The sequence below is a fragment of the Pseudomonas libanensis genome, from assembly GCF_001439685.1.
In the GTDB taxonomy this organism is placed as follows: Bacteria; Pseudomonadota; Gammaproteobacteria; order Pseudomonadales; family Pseudomonadaceae; genus Aquipseudomonas; species Aquipseudomonas libanensis.
Map to the genome: position 1 here is coordinate 195,243 of NZ_JYLH01000006.1, position 16,790 is coordinate 212,032.

A 16,790-nucleotide genomic window follows, 5' to 3' on the forward strand; every position below is an offset into this window, starting at 1 on the left:
GCACAGAACCCCGCAGCAAGCCTGAGAGGTGTACACCGTGAGTCATTTACTGGACCAATTGCGGTTTTTCAATCGCAAGCAAAACGAGTTTTCCGACGGTCATGGAGAGACCCGCAAAGAGTCTCGCGACTGGGAAAACGTCTACCGTTCCCGCTGGCAGTACGACAAGATCGTGCGTTCCACCCACGGGGTGAACTGCACCGGGTCCTGCTCGTGGAAAATCTACGTCAAGAACGGCTTGATCACCTGGGAAACCCAGCAGACCGACTACCCGCGCACCCGCAACGATCTGCCCAACCATGAACCCCGTGGTTGCCCGCGTGGCGCCAGTTATAGCTGGTACATCTACAGCGCGAACCGGCTCAAGTACCCGAAAATCCGCAAGCCGTTGCTGAAACTGTGGCGCGATGCGCGCCAGACCCTGGCGCCGGTCGAAGCCTGGGCGAGCATCGTCGAGGACAAGGCCAAGGCCGACTCCTATAAAAGCAAGCGTGGCATGGGTGGCTTCATTCGTTCCAACTGGGAAGAAGTCAACGAGATCATCGCGGCGGCCAACGTCTACACCATCAAGCAATATGGGCCCGACCGCATTGTCGGCTTCTCGCCGATCCCTGCCATGTCGATGGTCAGCTATGCCGCCGGCTCGCGTTACCTGTCGCTGATCGGCGGCGCATGCCTGAGTTTCTATGACTGGTACTGCGACTTGCCACCGGCCTCGCCGATGGTCTGGGGCGAGCAGACCGACGTGCCGGAATCGGCCGACTGGTACAACTCCAACTACATCATTGCCTGGGGTTCCAACGTCCCTCAGACCCGGACCCCGGACGCGCACTTCTTTACCGAAGTGCGTTACAAGGGCACCAAGACGGTCGCCATTACCCCCGACTATTCGGAAGTCGCCAAGCTCACCGACCTGTGGCTGAACCCCAAACAAGGCACCGATGCGGCACTGGCGCAGGCGTTCAACCATGTCATCTTCAAAGAATTCCACCTGGACAAACCGAGCGCCTATTTCACCGAATACGCCAAGCGTTTCACCGATTTGCCGGTGCTGGTGCTGCTCAAGCAAATGGTCGACAAGGCACCGGGTGCAGGCTATCAGCCGGACCGTTTCCTGCGCGCCAGTGACCTGACCGACAACCTCGGCCAGGAAAACAACCCGGAATGGAAAACCATCGCCCTCGACGTCAACGGTGAGTTGGTGTCCCCTCAGGGGTCCATCGGTTATCGCTGGGGAGAGAAGGGCAAGTGGAACATTCTTGCCCGTGAAGGTGGCGAAGGTCGCGAGATCGATCTGAAACTGAGCCTGATGGGCGATGACGTCGCCGAAGTGGCGTTCCCGTATTTTGCCGGTGAGTCCCACGAACACTTCCAGCACGTCGCCGGCGATGCCGTGCAATACCGCCGGGTGCCGGTGCATAACGTGGTGCTGGCCGATGGTAGCGTCGCTAAAGTGGCCACGGTGTTCGACCTGTCGGCGGCCAACCTGGCGATTGATCGTGGCCTGGGCGGTGAAAACGTCGCCAAGGATTACGACGACGCCTCGGTGCCCGGCACCCCGGCCTGGCAGGAGAAAATCACCGGCGTGAGCCGCGAAAAAGCCATCCAGATCGCCCGTGAGTTTGCCGACAACGCCGACAAGACCAAGGGCCGCTCGATGATCATCGTCGGCGCGGCGATGAATCACTGGTACCACATGGACATGAACTACCGCGGGCTGATCAACATGCTCATGCTCTGCGGGTGTGTCGGCCAGACCGGTGGCGGTTGGGCGCACTACGTCGGCCAGGAAAAACTGCGCCCACAATGCGGTTGGCTGCCCCTGGCGTTCGGCCTGGACTGGAACCGTCCACCGCGGCAAATGAACGGCACCAGCTTTTTCTACGCCCACAGCTCGCAATGGCGCCACGAGAAGATGAGCATGCACGACGTGCTCTCGCCGTTGGCCGATAAATCGCAATTTCCCGAACACGCCCTGGACTACAACATCCGCGCCGAACGGGCCGGCTGGCTGCCCAGCGCACCGCAACTCAATACCAATCCGCTGCACATCTGCCGCGATGCCGCCGCCGCCGGCATGGACCCGAAAGACTATGTGGTCAAGTCGTTGCAGGACGGTTCGCTGCGCTTCTCCTGCGAGCAGCCGGACAGCCCGGTGAACTTCCCGCGCAACATGTTCATCTGGCGTTCCAACCTGCTGGGCTCCTCGGGCAAGGGGCACGAGTACATGCTCAAGTACCTGCTCGGCACCAAGAACGGCGTGATGAACGAAGACATCGGCCAGGTCGGCGACTGCAAGCCCGAAGAAGCCGAATGGGTCGACGAGGGCGCCATCGGTAAGCTCGACCTGGTGACCACGCTGGACTTTCGCATGTCCTCGACCTGTGTGTATTCCGACATCGTCTTGCCGACCGCGACCTGGTACGAAAAAGACGACATGAACACCTCGGACATGCACCCGTTCATTCACCCCTTGTCGGCCGCCATCGACCCCGCTTGGGAGTCGCGTTCCGACTGGGAAATCTACAAAGGCATTGCCAAGGCGTTTTCCAGCATGTCCGAAGGGCACCTGGGCGTTGAACAGGACCTGGTGACCCTTCCACTGATGCACGACAGCGTCGGCGAACTGGCTCAGCCGTTTGGCGGCACCGACTGGAAAAGTGAAGGAGTGGCGCCAGTGCCGGGGAAAAACGCACCGAACCTGCATGTGGTCGAGCGTGATTATCCGAACATCTACAAGCAGTTCTCGTCCCTGGGGCCTTTGCTGGAAAAACACGGCAACGGCGGCAAGGGCATCAACTGGAACACCGAAGACGAAGTGAAATTCCTCGGTGAGCTGAACCACCACGAAGGCGATGCCGGCATCAGCCACGGTCGGCCGAAAATCGACACGGCCATCGACGCCGCTGAGGTGATCCTGTCCCTGGCGCCGGAAACCAACGGCCAGGTCGCCGTGAAAGCCTGGGCCGCGCTGTCGGAATTCACCGGCATCGATCACAGCCACCTGGCGCTGTCCAAGGCCCACGAGGCAATTCGTTTCCGCGACATCCAGGCCCAGCCGCGCAAGATCATTTCCAGCCCGACCTGGTCGGGTCTCGAAGACGATCACGTCAGCTACAACGCCGGCTACACCAACGTGCACGAGGCGATCCCATGGCGCACCATCACCGGCCGCCAGCAGTTCTACCAGGATCACCCGTGGATGCAGGCGTTCGGCGAACAACTGATGAGTTATCGCCCACCGGTCAACACCCGCACCATTGAAGGGGTGAAGGGCAAGCGCAGCAATGGCGAGATCGAGATCGTCCTGAACTGGATCACCCCGCACCAGAAATGGGGTATCCACAGCACCTACAGCGACAACCTGCTGATGCTGACCCTCAGCCGTGGCGGGCCGATTGTCTGGCTCTCGGAGAACGATGCAAAAAGCGCCGGTATTGAAGACAACGACTGGATCGAGTGTTTCAACGTCAACGGTGCGCTGACCGCCCGTGCGGTGGTCAGCCAGCGGGTCAAGGACGGCATGGTGATGATGTACCACGCCCAGGAACGAATCGTGAACGTGCCCGGTTCCGAAACCACCAAGACCCGTGGCGGCCACCACAACTCGGTGACCCGCGTCGTGCTCAAGCCGACCCACATGATCGGTGGCTACGCCCAGCAAGCTTACGGTTTCAACTATTACGGCACCGTCGGCTGCAATCGCGATGAGTTTGTCGTGGTGCGCAAAATGTCCAAAGTCGACTGGCTCGATGGTTCGTCCGGTGATGACCTGCCGCGTCCGCTGCCGACCGATATCGAGGAGAACTGAGATGAAGATTCGCTCACAAATCGGCATGGTTCTGAACCTGGACAAATGCATCGGTTGCCACACGTGTTCGATCACCTGCAAAAACGTCTGGACCAGCCGCGAAGGCATGGAATACGCCTGGTTCAACAACGTTGAATCGAAACCGGGCATCGGCTATCCGAAGGAATGGGAAAATCAGGACAAGTGGAAGGGCGGCTGGATTCGCAACGCCAACGGCACGATCAACCCACGCATCGGCGGAAAATTTCGCGTGTTGGCGAATATTTTTGCCAACCCGGACCTGCCGAGCCTCGACGACTACTACGAGCCGTTCGACTTCGACTACCAGCACCTGCACACCGCACCGCTGGGCGAGCACCAGCCCACCGCGCGTCCGCGTTCGCTGATCTCTGGCAAACGCATGGAAAAAATCGAATGGGGCCCGAACTGGGAGGAAATCCTCGGCACCGAATTCGCCAAGCGTCGCAAGGACAAGAACTTTGACAAGATCCAGGCGGACATCTACGGCGAGTACGAAAACACCTTCATGATGTATCTGCCGCGCCTGTGCGAGCACTGCCTCAACCCGACCTGCGCGGCGTCGTGCCCCAGCGGGGCGATCTACAAGCGCGAAGAGGACGGTATCGTCCTGATCGACCAGGAAAAATGCCGTGGCTGGCGGATGTGCATCAGTGGCTGCCCGTACAAGAAGATCTACTTCAACTGGAAAAGCGGCAAATCCGAGAAATGCATCTTCTGCTACCCGCGTATCGAAGCCGGGATGCCGACTGTTTGCGCCGAAACCTGTGTCGGCCGTATCCGCTACCTCGGGGTGCTGCTGTATGACGCCGACCGTATCAGCGAAGTCGCCAGCACCGCCAACGAGCAGGACCTGTACGAAAAACAACTGGAGATCTTCCTCGACCCGAACGATCCGGCGGTCATCCGCCAGGCCTTGGCCGATGGTGTTCCGCAGTCGGTGATCGACTCGGCGCAACGCTCGCCGGTCTACAAGATGGCCGTGGACTGGAAGCTCGCGCTGCCGCTGCACCCGGAATACCGCACCTTGCCGATGGTTTGGTATGTGCCGCCGCTCTCGCCGATCCAGAACGCCGCCACTGCCGGCACCGTGGGCATGAACGGGGTGATCCCGGATGTGGACAGCCTGCGCATTCCACTCAAGTACCTGGCCAACCTGCTGACGGCGGGCGATGAAAAACCGGTCAAGCGTGCGCTCAAACGCTTGTTGGCGATGCGCGCCTACAAGCGTTCCGAGCAAGTCGATGGCGTGCAGGACTTGCAAGTGCTGGCGGATGTCGGCTTGAGCGTGGCCCAGGTCGAAGAGATGTATCGCTACCTGGCGATTGCCAACTATGAAGACCGCTTCGTGGTACCGAGTGCCCACCGTGAAGATGCCATGAGCGACGCCTTCGCCGAGCGCTCCGGTTGCGGCTTCAGTTTCGGCAGCGGTTGCAGCGGCAGCTCCGACACCAACCTGTTTGGGGCGAAGAAAGCCAACCGCCGCGACATCCTCAAAACCGTGCAGGTGTGGGAGCAATGAGCATGCAAATTCTCAAAGTGATTTCGCTGCTGCTCGACTACCCGACGGAGGCACTGACGGGCGGTCGCGACGAGCTGGAGCAAGCGATTGTCCAGTCCCGGGAAATCAGCCCGACGCAACGCGGCGCATTGTTCGAGTTGCTGGAACTGATCTGCGCCAATGACCTGATGGACGGGCAGGAGCACTACGGTGCGCTGTTCGGCCGCGGGCGCTCGCTGTCGCTGCTGTTGTTTGAGCACGTACATGGCGAGTCCCGTGACCGTGGCCAGGCGATGGTCGACATGATGGCCCAGTACGAAGCCGCCGGTTTTGCCATCGGCGTCAAGGAGCTGCCGGACTATATCCCGCTGTACCTGGAATTCCTCTCGACCCGCGAAGACATCGAGGCCCGCGAAGGCCTGGCGGATGTGGCGCATTTGCTGGCCTTGCTTGCGGCGCGCCTGGAGGAGCGTGAAAGCGCTTACGCCAGTTGTTTCCGGGCGTTGCTGCAGATCGCCGGGGCCGAGCCCCATCAAGCGGTGGCTGACCTGCGCGAACAGGTCGCCGCAGAACCGCGCGATGACTCCCTCGAGGCCCTCGACAAGATCTGGGAAGAAGAGGCCGTGGACTTTCTGCAGGCGGAACAGCAGGACCGTTGCAGTTCGCTGCCAAGCGCGCCGGGCAAGGCCCGGGAAGAAAGCGCGGTGCCTCTGCACTGGGTCGATTTTCAGCATGAAGGGCTGGCCGCTGTGCCAGCCGAGGAGGTGGGCAATGTCTAAATGGAATCTTTTGCTGTTCGGGGTTTACCCTTATGTGGCCCTGGCGATTTGCCTGATTGGCAGTTGGGCACGCTTCGATCTGTCGCAGTACACGTGGAAGGCCGGCTCCAGCCAGATGCTCAACCAGCGCGGCATGCGCGTGGCGAGTAACTTTTTCCATATCGGCGTGTTGTTCGTGCTGGCCGGGCACTTCGTCGGCCTGCTGACGCCGGCATCGGTCTACCACCATGTGATCAGCACGCAGAGCAAGCAGTTACTGGCGATGGTTTCCGGTGGGGTGTTCGGCCTGTTATGCCTGGTGGGGTTGCTGATGCTGATCAAGCGGCGGCTGACCGACCCACGGGTTCGCGCCACTTCCAGCCCGTCGGACATCTTGGTCCTGCTGGTGCTGCTCGCGCAATTGCTGCTCGGCCTGCTGACGATCGTCGCGTCCACCGACCACATGGACGGCTCGGTGATGGTGATGCTCGCCGATTGGGCGCAGAACACTGTGCTGCTGAGGCCAATGGAAGCGGCGGCGTCTATCGCGCCCGTCGGGCTGACCTACAAGCTGCATGTGTTTCTCGGCTTGACCTTGTTCGTGCTGTTTCCCTTCACCCGTCTCGTACACATGATCAGCGCACCGGTCTGGTACTTGGGGCGTCGCTATCAAATCGTTCGGCAGAAATTCTGAGGAGACAATCATGTCAGGTGGATGTGGATGTGGCGGCGGTAACGGGGGCAGCGGTGGCTGCGGTTCTTCAAAAAAAGGCGAGGCCGATGTGGTGGATATCGCGCCGACCGGTGTGGTGCAGGTTGACGAGCTGCCGGTTGCGCCAGCGGCCGATGACGCCCCGGCGCAGTTGATCGCCAGCAGCGAGCAGGAGTGGCCGATCATCAGCGTCAATGAGGTATCGATCACCCCACAGGCGCTGGCCCAGGAGTTGCAATATCACCCGGCGCCAACCCGCGAGGAGGCGGTCTATCAGGCCGCTCGAGCGCTGGTGATCCGCGAGTTGTTGCAGCAACGCATTGCCGAACTCGGTGTGTCGCTGCAGATCGGCGCCGGTGAGAATGAAGAAGAAGCAGCCACGCGCTTGTTGCTTGAGCGTGAGGTGCATGTGCCGCAGTGCGACGAAGAAACCAGCCTTCGTTATTACGCAAACAACCGCGGGCGCTTTCACAGCGCGCCGTTGCTGGCCGTGCGGCACATCCTGCTTGAATGTGCGCCGGACGATGCCGAGGCCCGTGCACTTGCGCATGCCCAGGCTGAAATCCTGCTGCAACGGCTGGCGGACCTCCCCGGCAGTTTTGCCGAGTTGGCGGTGAAGTATTCGGCCTGCCCGTCGAAGGCTCAGGGCGGTTCCTTGGGGCAGATCAGCAAGGGCCAGACCGTGCCCGAACTGGAACGCCAGCTGTTCACCCTGGCACCGGGGCTGGCCAGTAAACCTTTGGAAAGCCGTTACGGCTGGCACGTGGTCAGTGTCGATCAGCGGATCGAAGGCATGCCGTTGCCCTATGAAGTGGTGTCGACGGCGATCCGCACGCAGTTGCAGCAAGGCGTCTGGCAAAAAGCCCTGGTGCAATACCTGCAAACCCTGATCGGCGCGGCGGATATTCGCGGCATCCATTTACAGGGTGCCGACTCACCACTGGTGCAGTGAGCCTTTGGGGGCAACGGGAGAAGTGATGAACGCGGTCATGCAGGATGGTTTTGGACGGCAGATTGACTATCTGCGGATGTCGGTGACGGACCGTTGTGATTTTCGCTGTGTGTATTGCATGGCGAAAAACATGACGTTCCTGCCGCGCCAGCAGGTCCTGACGCTGGAGGAGTTGCAGCGCCTGGCGAGGCTGTTCGTCGGCCTCGGCGTACGCAAGATTCGCCTGACCGGCGGTGAGCCGCTGATCCGTCCCGGCATTGTCGATTTATGCCGCAATATCGCCGCCTTGCCGGGTTTGCGCGAACTGGTGATGACCAGCAACGGCTCGCAACTGGGCCGTTTGGCCCGGCCGTTGGCGGAGGCGGGCGTCAAGCGCATGAACATCAGCCTCGATAGCCTGGACGCGCAGAAATTTCGCGCGATCACCCGCAACGGCGATCTCGACCAAGTGCTGGGCGGCATTGAAGCGGCGCGCGGCGCGGGGTTTGAGCGGATCAAGCTCAACTGCGTGGTGATGAAGGGGCGCAACTTCGATGAAGTGCTGGGGTTGGTGCAGTACGCCATCCGGCAACGCATCGACATCAGTTTCATCGAAGAAATGCCCCTGGGCGACGTTGGGCGCTCGCGGGGCGAAGCGTTTTGCTCCAGCGATGAGGTGCGAACGCTGATCGCCAGTCGGCACCGGCTGCTCGACAGCGCCGAAAACAGCGGGGGGCCGGCGCGCTACGTGCGCCTGGAACGCCATCCCGATACCCGCATCGGCTTCATCTCACCCAACAGTCACAACTTTTGTGGCAGTTGCAACCGGGTACGGATGACCGTTGAGGGCAAGCTGTTGCTGTGCCTGGGGCAGGACGACGCGCTGGATTTGCGTGGCTTGCTGCGCCGCTATCCGCTGGACGATCAACCGCTGATCGACGCCGTGCACAAAGCCCTGCACGGCAAGCCATTGCGCCACGACTTCAACCCTGGCGGCGAGGTGCAGGTAGTGCGCTTCATGAACATGAGTGGCGGCTGAACGGGATACGCCGAGCCACCGTGAACCCTCGTTGGCCATGTATTCGTCACCGGTCCTGAGGGCGGTTTTTTGCCTCACAATCTTGATATTGATCAATTGCAAAACCGCCTATTGCCCGTAGTCTTCACTGCATATTGTGTTTTTTGTTTATTAAATACCTATATGTAGTGTTTGGAGGCTTAATGCAGAGCACGCTGGTTTCAGTGGGATGTACCCGTTTGCACAAGCGCGACGGCACCCTGGTCGCCTTCGATGCGGACAAAATCCGTCAGGCATTGATCGCGGCGGGCAAGGCCACCGGGGAATATACCGAGGTCGAGGCCGAAGGACTGCTGCAGGCGGTACTGGCGCGGCTGGAAGGCTTGTCCAGGCTGCATGTCGAACAAATCCAGGACCGCGTTGAAAGGGTGCTGATGGACGCCGGTTATTTCCTTTCCATGCGGGCCTACATCGTCTATCGCGAACAACACGGGCGTTTGCGCCGTGACCGGCGGACCCTGGTCGAAGTGGCGACGTCGATGAACGAATACCTGGACCGTGAAGACTGGCGGGTCCAGGCCAACGCCAATCAGGGCTACTCCCTGGGCGGGCTGGTGCTGAATGTGTCGGGCAAGGTCACTGCCAACTACTGGCTGGACGAGGTGTACAGCGAAGCCATCGGCCAGGCCCATCGCGAGGCTGACCTGCATGTGCACGACCTGGACATGCTGGCCGGTTATTGCGCCGGCTGGTCGCTGCGGACCTTGTTGCACGAGGGGCTCAATGGCGTGCCGGGGCGTGTCGAAGCAGGGCCGCCGAAGCACTTGAGCAGTGCCCTGGGGCAGATGGTGAATTTTCTCGGCACGCTGCAAAACGAATGGGCCGGTGCCCAGGCTTTCAGCTCGTTCGATACCTACCTGGCGCCGTACCTGCGTAAGGATCAATTGAGCTATGCGCAGGTTCGCCAGGCGATCCAGGAATTCATCTACAACCTCAACGTACCGTCGCGCTGGGGCACCCAGACCCCGTTCACCAACCTGACCTTCGACTGGGTGTGCCCGCAGGATCTACGCGAGCAGATCCCTGTCATCGGTGGTGAGGAAATGCCGTTTGCCTACGGCGACCTGCAAGTTGAAATGGATATGCTCAACCGCGCCTACATCGAGGTGATGCAGGCCGGTGATGCAAAAGGGCGGGTATTTACCTTCCCGATCCCGACCTACAACATTACCCATGACTTTCCGTGGGACAGCGAGAACGCTGACCGCCTGTTCGAAATGACGGCCCGTTATGGCCTGCCGTACTTCCAGAACTTCCTCAATTCCGATCTGCAACCCAATCAGGTGCGGTCCATGTGCTGCCGGTTGCAGCTGGATGTACGCGAATTGCTCAAGCGCGGCGGCGGTTTGTTTGGCTCGGCGGAACAGACAGGATCGCTGGGCGTGGTGACTATCAACTGCGCGCGCCTGGGTTATGTGTTCAAGGGCGACACCAGCGGTCTGCTCAAGCGGCTGGACTCGCTGATGGAGTTGGCGATGGAGAGCCTGGAAGTCAAACGCAAGGTCATCCAGCACCATATGGATGCCGGTTTGTACCCTTACACCAAGCGCTACCTGGGTACCTTGCGCAACCATTTCTCCACCATCGGCCTCAATGGCCTGCATGAAATGCTGCGCAACTTCACCGCTGACAAAGAGGGCACGCACACCGAACAGGGCCGCCAGTTCGCCCTGAAGCTGCTGGACCATGTGCGCGCCACATTGCTGCGTTTCCAGGAAGAAACCGGGCACCTCTACAACCTGGAAGCGACCCCGGCGGAAGGCACCACCTATCGCTTCGCCAAGGAAGACCTCAAACGGTACCCCGACATCCTCCAGGCCGGCACGCTGCAAGCGCCGTATTACACCAACTCCTCGCAACTGCCGGTGGGCTACACCGACGACCCCTTCGAAGCCCTGCAACTGCAAGACGAACTGCAATGCAAATACACCGGGGGCACGGTCTTGCATCTGTACATGGCCGAGCGGATTTCCTCGACCCAAGCCTGCAAGCAACTGGTGCGCAAAGCCCTCGGACGCTTCCGCCTGCCGTACCTGACCGTGACCCCGACGTTCTCCATCTGCCCGGTGCACGGTTACCTCGATGGCGAGCACGAGTTCTGTCCCAAATGTGACGAGGTCCTGCTGTTGAAAGAACAGCAACCCGGCACCGTTCATTGATTTCGATCCACTCAATCGTAAGGAGCTTCACCATGACAGCATCGCAAACACTGCCCCAGGCTCAACGTCAACGCTGCGAAGTCTGGACTCGGGTAATGGGTTATCACCGTCCGGTATCGGCATTCAATCCGGGCAAACAGTCCGAGCACCGTGAGCGGGTGCACTTCACTGAAAGCGCGGCGCTGGCCGCTCGCCAATGAGTCGAGCGCTGCGGGTTGGGGGCATGGTGCCCCTGACCACCATCGACTATCCGGGGCAGCTCGCCTGTGTGTTGTTTTGCCAGGGGTGTGCCTGGCGTTGTCGTTACTGCCATAACCCGCAGTTGATCCCGCCTCGCGGCACTGACGAAGTCGATTGGCGGCGGGTATTGGCGTTTCTGCAACGCCGGCAGGACCTGCTCGATGCGGTGGTGTTCAGCGGCGGTGAGCCGACCTTGCAAGAGGGTTTACTGGGCGCCATGGACGAAGTGCGGGCGATGGGCTTTCGCATCGGTCTTCACAGTGCCGGCATCAAGCCAACAGCCTTTGCCAAAGCGCTGACCGGTGCCGATTGGGTCGGTTTCGATGTCAAGGCGTTGCCCGAGGATTGCCAGGCAATCACTCGGGTCGAAGGCAGTGGAGCAGCGAACTGGCGCAGCCTTGAGCATCTTCTGGCCAGTGGGGTGGACTACGAATGCCGTACCACCGTGCATTGGCATCTGTTCAAGCCGGCAGGTCTGTTGACCCTGGCGCAGCGCTTGAGTGAACTGGGGGTCAAACGCTTTGCCGTGCAACTGGTACGCACCGAGCAGATGTTTGATCCTCAGCTGCCGAGTGTGCTGGCACCTGCCTTGCTTGCGGATCTTTGGGCGGCCATGCGCGAGTTGTTTCCAGCGTTCGTGTTGCGGAGGTAATCGAGGCGACGGATAAAACCTTTATTCGAGGTTGAAAGCTTGATATCCGTCAAGGATGGCTTCGCACGCAAGCTGTAGGTTGTACAAACGCCTCTCAATGATCGGAGATCGGCATGGCCAAGCACTTCCCCGTCAACCCCAGCCACCCCGAACGAATCTGTTGGGGGTGCGACCGCTATTGCCCGGCCAAGTCATTGGCGTGCGGCAATGGCTCCGAGCGTACGATGCACCCAGCCGAACTGTTTGGCGAAGATTGGTGCGTGCCCGGTGACTGGGGAATCGAGCGACCTATCGTCACCGACAAGGCGGCGGATGAACGCCAGTCGTAGGTCAAACCCGGCGGCAGTCGTTCACCGCAGCTTTCGCCCACCAGCATCGCTCTCGGCATCCCTCGGACCGCAGGCTTTTTTACGATGGTCTCAGCTTGCTTTTCATCTGCAGGGAAAGTATGCCGATGGCCACCAACGCAGCACCTACGCCGGCAATCGGTATAAAGGCGAGCCCGAAATGGGTAATGATCCAGCCTGCGCCGATGCCACCCAATGCGGTTCCGAGGTTGAACGCAGCAATATTAAGTCCTGAAGCCACGCTACTGGATTGCGCAACATAGTGGTGTGCCAGGCGCAGCAGGCGCAGGGTCGACATGGTCACGATGGCAAAGAACACCACACCCAATAACCCCACCAGCATTAACGTGGCAATCATCGAGTCGCCCCACACGTACAAGCTCAACAGGTTAAGCATCAACGCCGTCAACCCACCGAGCAAACATCGATCGGCGTCGAATGCATCTACGAGATAGCCGCCAAGCAAATTGCCGAGAATGGAGCAGACACCAAACACCAGCATCGCCAGGCTCAGGATCTGCGGCTGCACACGGGTGATATCCAGCAGGAACGGCGAAACGAAGGTAAAGAATGAAAAAGTCGCCACGCTCACCAGCATCGCGATCGTAGCCGCCACCAACAGTTCGCGGTGCAAGAGGGCCGCGAAGCTTTGTTTCAGGTCTGTGGCTTGGTGAGTCGAGCAAAGGCGGCGCCGGCGCATCAGAAGCGCCAGGCCTGCGGTGCTGATGAGGCCCAGGCCACCGATGGCCAGGAACACGATGCGCCATGACCAGTAGCTGCCGAGGAAGGTGCCGATAGGCACGCCAAAGGCGACCGAAAGGGTCAGCCCCATCCACACCAGCGATAGCGCTCGCCCTGCGCGTATCGGGTCGACCAGTTTGACCGCGGCGTTGGAGGCTACGGCCATGAATACCCCATGGGCCAGGCCGATAATGAAACGTACGCCATGCAGGGTCAGAATATCAGGCGCCAGGCTGATGACCACGCTGCCAGCAGCAAGCACGCCGAGGGTCAGCAGCAATACGGTTTTGTCGCGCCAGTTGGCCAACAGGGCCGTAATGATCGGGGCGCCAATGGCGGCGCCCAAAGCATAGGCCGCGATGGCTGAGCCGACGTGCGAGATGGACTCATGCAGATCCACCGAGATGGCCGACACCAGGCCGGCCACGACGAACTCGGACAAGCCAAATGTAAAAGTACAGAGCGAAAAAATGTAGATGACGGCTGGCATTCAGCGTCTCCTTGTCGGTGCATGAATCGGGGATCCAGCCGGTGCAAGTGCACTAAGTTGGCGTCGTCATGAACCGACTGCCGTGGTGATGCCTGGAACTCGTTCTTGCAAAAGTGGCGGTGATAGTGCGGTGCTGACAGAGAGATGAGAAATACTATAAAAGTCTCTGTTTAAGACTATTGGCGGGCATTAGTCACGTGTTGATGACAGGAGTATCAATCCCGGGTGAACGGTTTGGTTAGTTGTAATACGTAGCAGGGTGGTATATCGCGGGGAGGGGGGCACGAATATAACTAACTAAGATCCTCCCCCTCAACCTGGGAAACGGCATTGAAATCGAGCATGGAAATGAAACTGTCCATCAACGGTGATTCGTTGTGGGTGTTCCAGCTCATGTACAGGCCGATTGCCGGGTTGGGGGAGGCGGTCACGGGGTTGATCCGGCGGAACAGGACCTTGTCGCGCATGATTGAGTTGGCAATCGACTCAGGTACCAGTGCGACGCCGAAACCACAGGCCACCAGGCCGATCAGGGTATGGATCTGCGCGGCCTCCTGCGCCACCTTGGGGTAAAAACCAGCGGCTTCACACAAGGCGATAAGCTGACTGTGATAGCCGGTACCCAGGGCTTGCGGGGTGAAGACGAAGTCTTCCCCGGCGAAATCCCTCAAGTCGATCTGGCCTTCCTTGGCCTTGGGGTGATGGGCGGGCAGCGCCATCACGATCTCTTCATCCAGTAACAGGCGTGACTCGACGTTTTCTGCCGAGATCGGCAACTTGCGCATGAAGGCAATATCCGCTTCTCCCGACAGAATGGCCTTGGCCTGGCTGGAAGAGGGCATCTCCTTGATGATCAACTGGACTTTGGGGTAGGTCTCGCGGAACTGGCGCAGGGTACTGAGCAGTGACTCGTAGTAGGCGATCGATACCGCAGTCACCGTGAGTTTGCCGGCAATCCCCTCGGACACTTGGCGGGCATGTTCTATGCCCAGCTCCAACTCCTTCAAGGTGCTGTAGGCCGCGCTCAGGAATGCGCCGCCGGCCGGGGTCAGCTTGACCCCGCGTTTATTGCGGGTGAACAGACTGAACCCCAGTTTGTCTTCCAGGCGCTGGATCGCCTGGCTCAATGGCGGCTGGGCCATGTGCAGGCGCATGGCGGCCTTGTGGAAATGCAACTCTTCAGCCACGGCGATAAATTGGCGCAGCAGGCGGGTTTCGATCATTTCTTCTGTTCCTTCATTTGAACTGATCAGTGGACTGGGGCTGCAATGGTACCTCATCAAGGATTACGCGGATTTAACATCAACTTGATATGCGCCGAGTATCAACTTGCGCCGCCGTTAGTATTAAACAGCGTAGATAGACCTTGTTAAGGTGAGGGGGCACTCAAGAGGAAACAGCAATGAACTTTACAGGCAAGACTGCCGTTGTAACCGGCGCTGGCCGGGGGTTGGGTTTTAGTTACGCGCAAGCGTTAGCCTCGCTGGGCGCCAATGTGGTGATCAGTGATATCGGCGCGGACAAGCTGGGCGCGGGGGGCGATGGCTCCATCGCCATGCAGGCTGCTCGAACCCTCAGTGACCAGGGTTTCAACGTGATAGGACACCATGGCGACCTGTCCAGCGAACAAGGTTGCGAGCAACTGGTGGCAACGGCCATCGAGGCGTATGGCCAACTCGATATCTTGATTCACAACGCCGGTTGGGTCGGTTATCAAGCTATTGAGGAGGCCGATGCCACTTTCATAGGCCGTGCGGTGGATATCAATATCTATACCCCCGTGTGGCTATGCAAACATGCCTGGAAATACCTCAAGCAGTCTAGTGCCGCGCGGGTCGTGCTGACGTCATCCGACCGTGCGATGTACCAGCAATATGCCCAACCGGGCCTGGTGGCGTATGCCGCCGGCAAGATGGCACAACTGGGCATCATGAATGCGCTGAGCATGGAGGGCGCCCAAGCAGGCATCCTGGTCAATGCGGTATCCCCAGTGGCCAAGACCCGCATGTGGGGCGTGACGGGCGAACCGGAGAACCTCAAGCCTGAATGGGTGACGCCTGGCGTGGTGTTCCTGGCGTCGCAGCACTGTCAGGACTGCGCTTATGTGTTGCGCGCCAGCAATGGTCAGTTTACGGCGACGCGGTTTGTTGAAAACCCAGGCGTCGACTACCCCTTCGACCTGGCCCGAGTGAAGGCCACCAGCGCCGAACAAGTTGCCCAGCTTTGGGATCAAATCAAGGAGTGTTGAATATGTCTGCTCAGGAAGAGCTCCATCTGATCCAAGAGCCCGGTCTGCCCAAGGCCTATATCGGGAGCAAGTCGAATCGTCGCACCGCCCCTCCCACATTTGCCCGAGGCGTGTCACGTAGATGCCTGTCGATTATGAGGCCACAACGCCTGTTCCTGTATGAAGCGCACAGTGTAGCCAATACAATCGGTGGCTTTCTGACCTGAAGACTTTAAAGCACAGAATCACCAGGGATACGACTGTTGGATAATGAATTGGATATCGCTAAACGTTATGGATTGTTCTGGGCATTAAGCCTAGTGACGCACGACGACGGGACGCCAATAGCAGATGGAACTTATATTCACCAGCCTGAGCGATTTTCCGAGACCTTCTGGGTTCTCTTCGAAAAGCTTCAGCAGCTTAATGACTACTGCTTCCTGCAGCTCGTGACGGTCGATCAGCACCACTCAACACTCGTCGATCAACGCGAGTTGTACATGGCGGACTCGGGAACCGGCGCTGAAGCGCTGGACTGGCTCGATGACCAGATTCCACGCTGGGAAGACAATCTGACCGTAGTCACTCAGGCGACCTCCATTGTGTTGCTATGCAGCTTTGTGGAGTGGGGTTTGAAGCGTGTGGTGAAGGATCTGTATGGAGCTATTGCGCGCAAACCTTCCGGGTCTCGCGTGAGCGATATCCAGTTCCTCTTGGAGCACCTTGAAGCCTCAGGACTGGCTTATGTGGTAGATCCGCAAGTCCTGCATACCGTTCACAGCTTTCGAGACATTAGAAATGCTTTTGCTCATGGTGAGTGGGCCGCTATTGAAGAGCAGCTATCCAGTGTTTCGCTACGCGACTGTTTCGAAAACGTTTCACAGTTGTTTGCGTGTTTAGAGGCAGCCTCGTGGGACGGTCCCTGGAGGAGCGACGTCTTGTCGTTATCGAAGCCTGTTGCTTCGTAGCCAGGTGCTTATGGCTTCGACCAGGTCTAAGATCATGCTACGTCGACTGATAAACTCGAAGCGACAGCACTATAAATGAACCTTATGCTTCATGTTTCGTTCCCATTTAGTCTTCCAGTGCCTTTAGCTCCCAGGCAATGTCTTGCGTGTAAATGAC

Annotated in this window: 14 protein-coding genes; 12 read left to right on the forward strand and 2 right to left on the reverse strand. The window is 59.3% G+C overall.

Going from position 1 to position 16,790, the window contains the following annotated elements:
* Window positions 1-37 precede the first annotated feature (37 nt).
* The 10 genes from TU73_RS11830 to TU73_RS11875 all read left to right on the forward strand — a co-directional run bounded on the left by TU73_RS11830 (window position 38) and on the right by TU73_RS11875 (window position 12,189).
* A complete protein-coding gene (locus tag TU73_RS11830; RefSeq protein ID WP_057012341.1) occupies window positions 38-3,811 on the forward strand; it encodes a nitrate reductase subunit alpha in 3,774 nt (1,257 codons plus the stop codon).
* Between the two features lies 1 nt (window position 3,812).
* Window positions 3,813-5,351: a nitrate reductase subunit beta gene (gene narH, locus TU73_RS11835; protein WP_043051186.1), complete on the forward strand. Its 1,539-nt coding sequence runs from the start codon at window positions 3,813-3,815 to the stop codon at window positions 5,349-5,351.
* A 2-nt stretch (window positions 5,352-5,353) separates the two neighbouring features.
* Window positions 5,354-6,109 carry a nitrate reductase molybdenum cofactor assembly chaperone gene (narJ, locus tag TU73_RS11840; RefSeq protein ID WP_057012458.1) on the forward strand — a complete coding sequence of 252 codons (756 nt, stop codon included), beginning with the start codon at window positions 5,354-5,356 and terminating at the stop codon, window positions 6,107-6,109.
* Window positions 6,102-6,782 (forward strand): respiratory nitrate reductase subunit gamma, encoded by a 681-nt coding sequence (gene narI, locus TU73_RS11845; RefSeq protein WP_057012342.1) that lies wholly within the window; start codon window positions 6,102-6,104, stop codon window positions 6,780-6,782. Before narJ ends, narI begins: the two co-directional genes overlap by 8 nt.
* Window positions 6,783-6,792: 10 nt before the next feature.
* Window positions 6,793-7,752, forward strand: coding sequence for a peptidylprolyl isomerase (locus TU73_RS11850; protein ID WP_057012343.1), 960 nt, complete (start codon window positions 6,793-6,795; stop codon window positions 7,750-7,752).
* A 25-nt stretch (window positions 7,753-7,777) separates the two neighbouring features.
* Window positions 7,778-8,770 (forward strand): GTP 3',8-cyclase MoaA, encoded by a 993-nt coding sequence (gene moaA / locus TU73_RS11855; protein ID WP_057012344.1) that lies wholly within the window; start codon window positions 7,778-7,780, stop codon window positions 8,768-8,770.
* 182 nt (window positions 8,771-8,952) lie between these two features.
* Window positions 8,953-10,968 (forward strand): ribonucleoside triphosphate reductase, encoded by a 2,016-nt coding sequence (locus TU73_RS11860; RefSeq protein ID WP_057012345.1) that lies wholly within the window; start codon window positions 8,953-8,955, stop codon window positions 10,966-10,968.
* A gap of 32 nt (window positions 10,969-11,000) precedes the next feature.
* On the forward strand, window positions 11,001-11,168 hold the full coding sequence (gene nrdD, locus TU73_RS29485; protein ID WP_043051191.1) for an anaerobic ribonucleoside-triphosphate reductase: 168 nt from the start codon (window positions 11,001-11,003) through the stop codon (window positions 11,166-11,168).
* Complete coding sequence (locus TU73_RS11870) at window positions 11,165-11,860, forward strand: anaerobic ribonucleoside-triphosphate reductase activating protein (RefSeq protein ID WP_057012346.1); 696 nt, start codon at window positions 11,165-11,167, stop codon at window positions 11,858-11,860. The genes nrdD and TU73_RS11870 overlap by 4 nt, the downstream gene beginning before the upstream one ends.
* Window positions 11,861-11,973: 113 nt before the next feature.
* A complete protein-coding gene (locus TU73_RS11875) occupies window positions 11,974-12,189 on the forward strand; it encodes a DUF3079 domain-containing protein (protein ID WP_046072064.1) in 216 nt (71 codons plus the stop codon).
* Between the two features lie 79 nt (window positions 12,190-12,268).
* Here the strand turns inward: TU73_RS11875 and TU73_RS11880 are convergent, their stop codons facing one another.
* The gene (locus TU73_RS11880; RefSeq protein WP_057012347.1) at window positions 12,269-13,438 is read right to left on the reverse strand and encodes an MFS transporter; all 1,170 of its coding nucleotides are present in this window, start codon (window positions 13,436-13,438) and stop codon (window positions 12,269-12,271) included.
* Between the two features lie 293 nt (window positions 13,439-13,731).
* The gene (locus TU73_RS11885) at window positions 13,732-14,661 is read right to left on the reverse strand and encodes a LysR family transcriptional regulator (protein ID WP_057012348.1); all 930 of its coding nucleotides are present in this window, start codon (window positions 14,659-14,661) and stop codon (window positions 13,732-13,734) included.
* Window positions 14,662-14,840: 179 nt separating this feature from the next.
* Between TU73_RS11885 and TU73_RS11890 the strand changes: the two genes are divergently transcribed.
* Window positions 14,841-15,686, forward strand: coding sequence for an SDR family NAD(P)-dependent oxidoreductase (locus TU73_RS11890; protein ID WP_057012349.1), 846 nt, complete (start codon window positions 14,841-14,843; stop codon window positions 15,684-15,686).
* Window positions 15,687-15,928: 242 nt separating this feature from the next.
* Complete coding sequence (locus tag TU73_RS11900; RefSeq protein WP_057012351.1) at window positions 15,929-16,633, forward strand: hypothetical protein; 705 nt, start codon at window positions 15,929-15,931, stop codon at window positions 16,631-16,633.
* The last annotated feature ends 157 nt before the right edge of the window (window positions 16,634-16,790 follow it).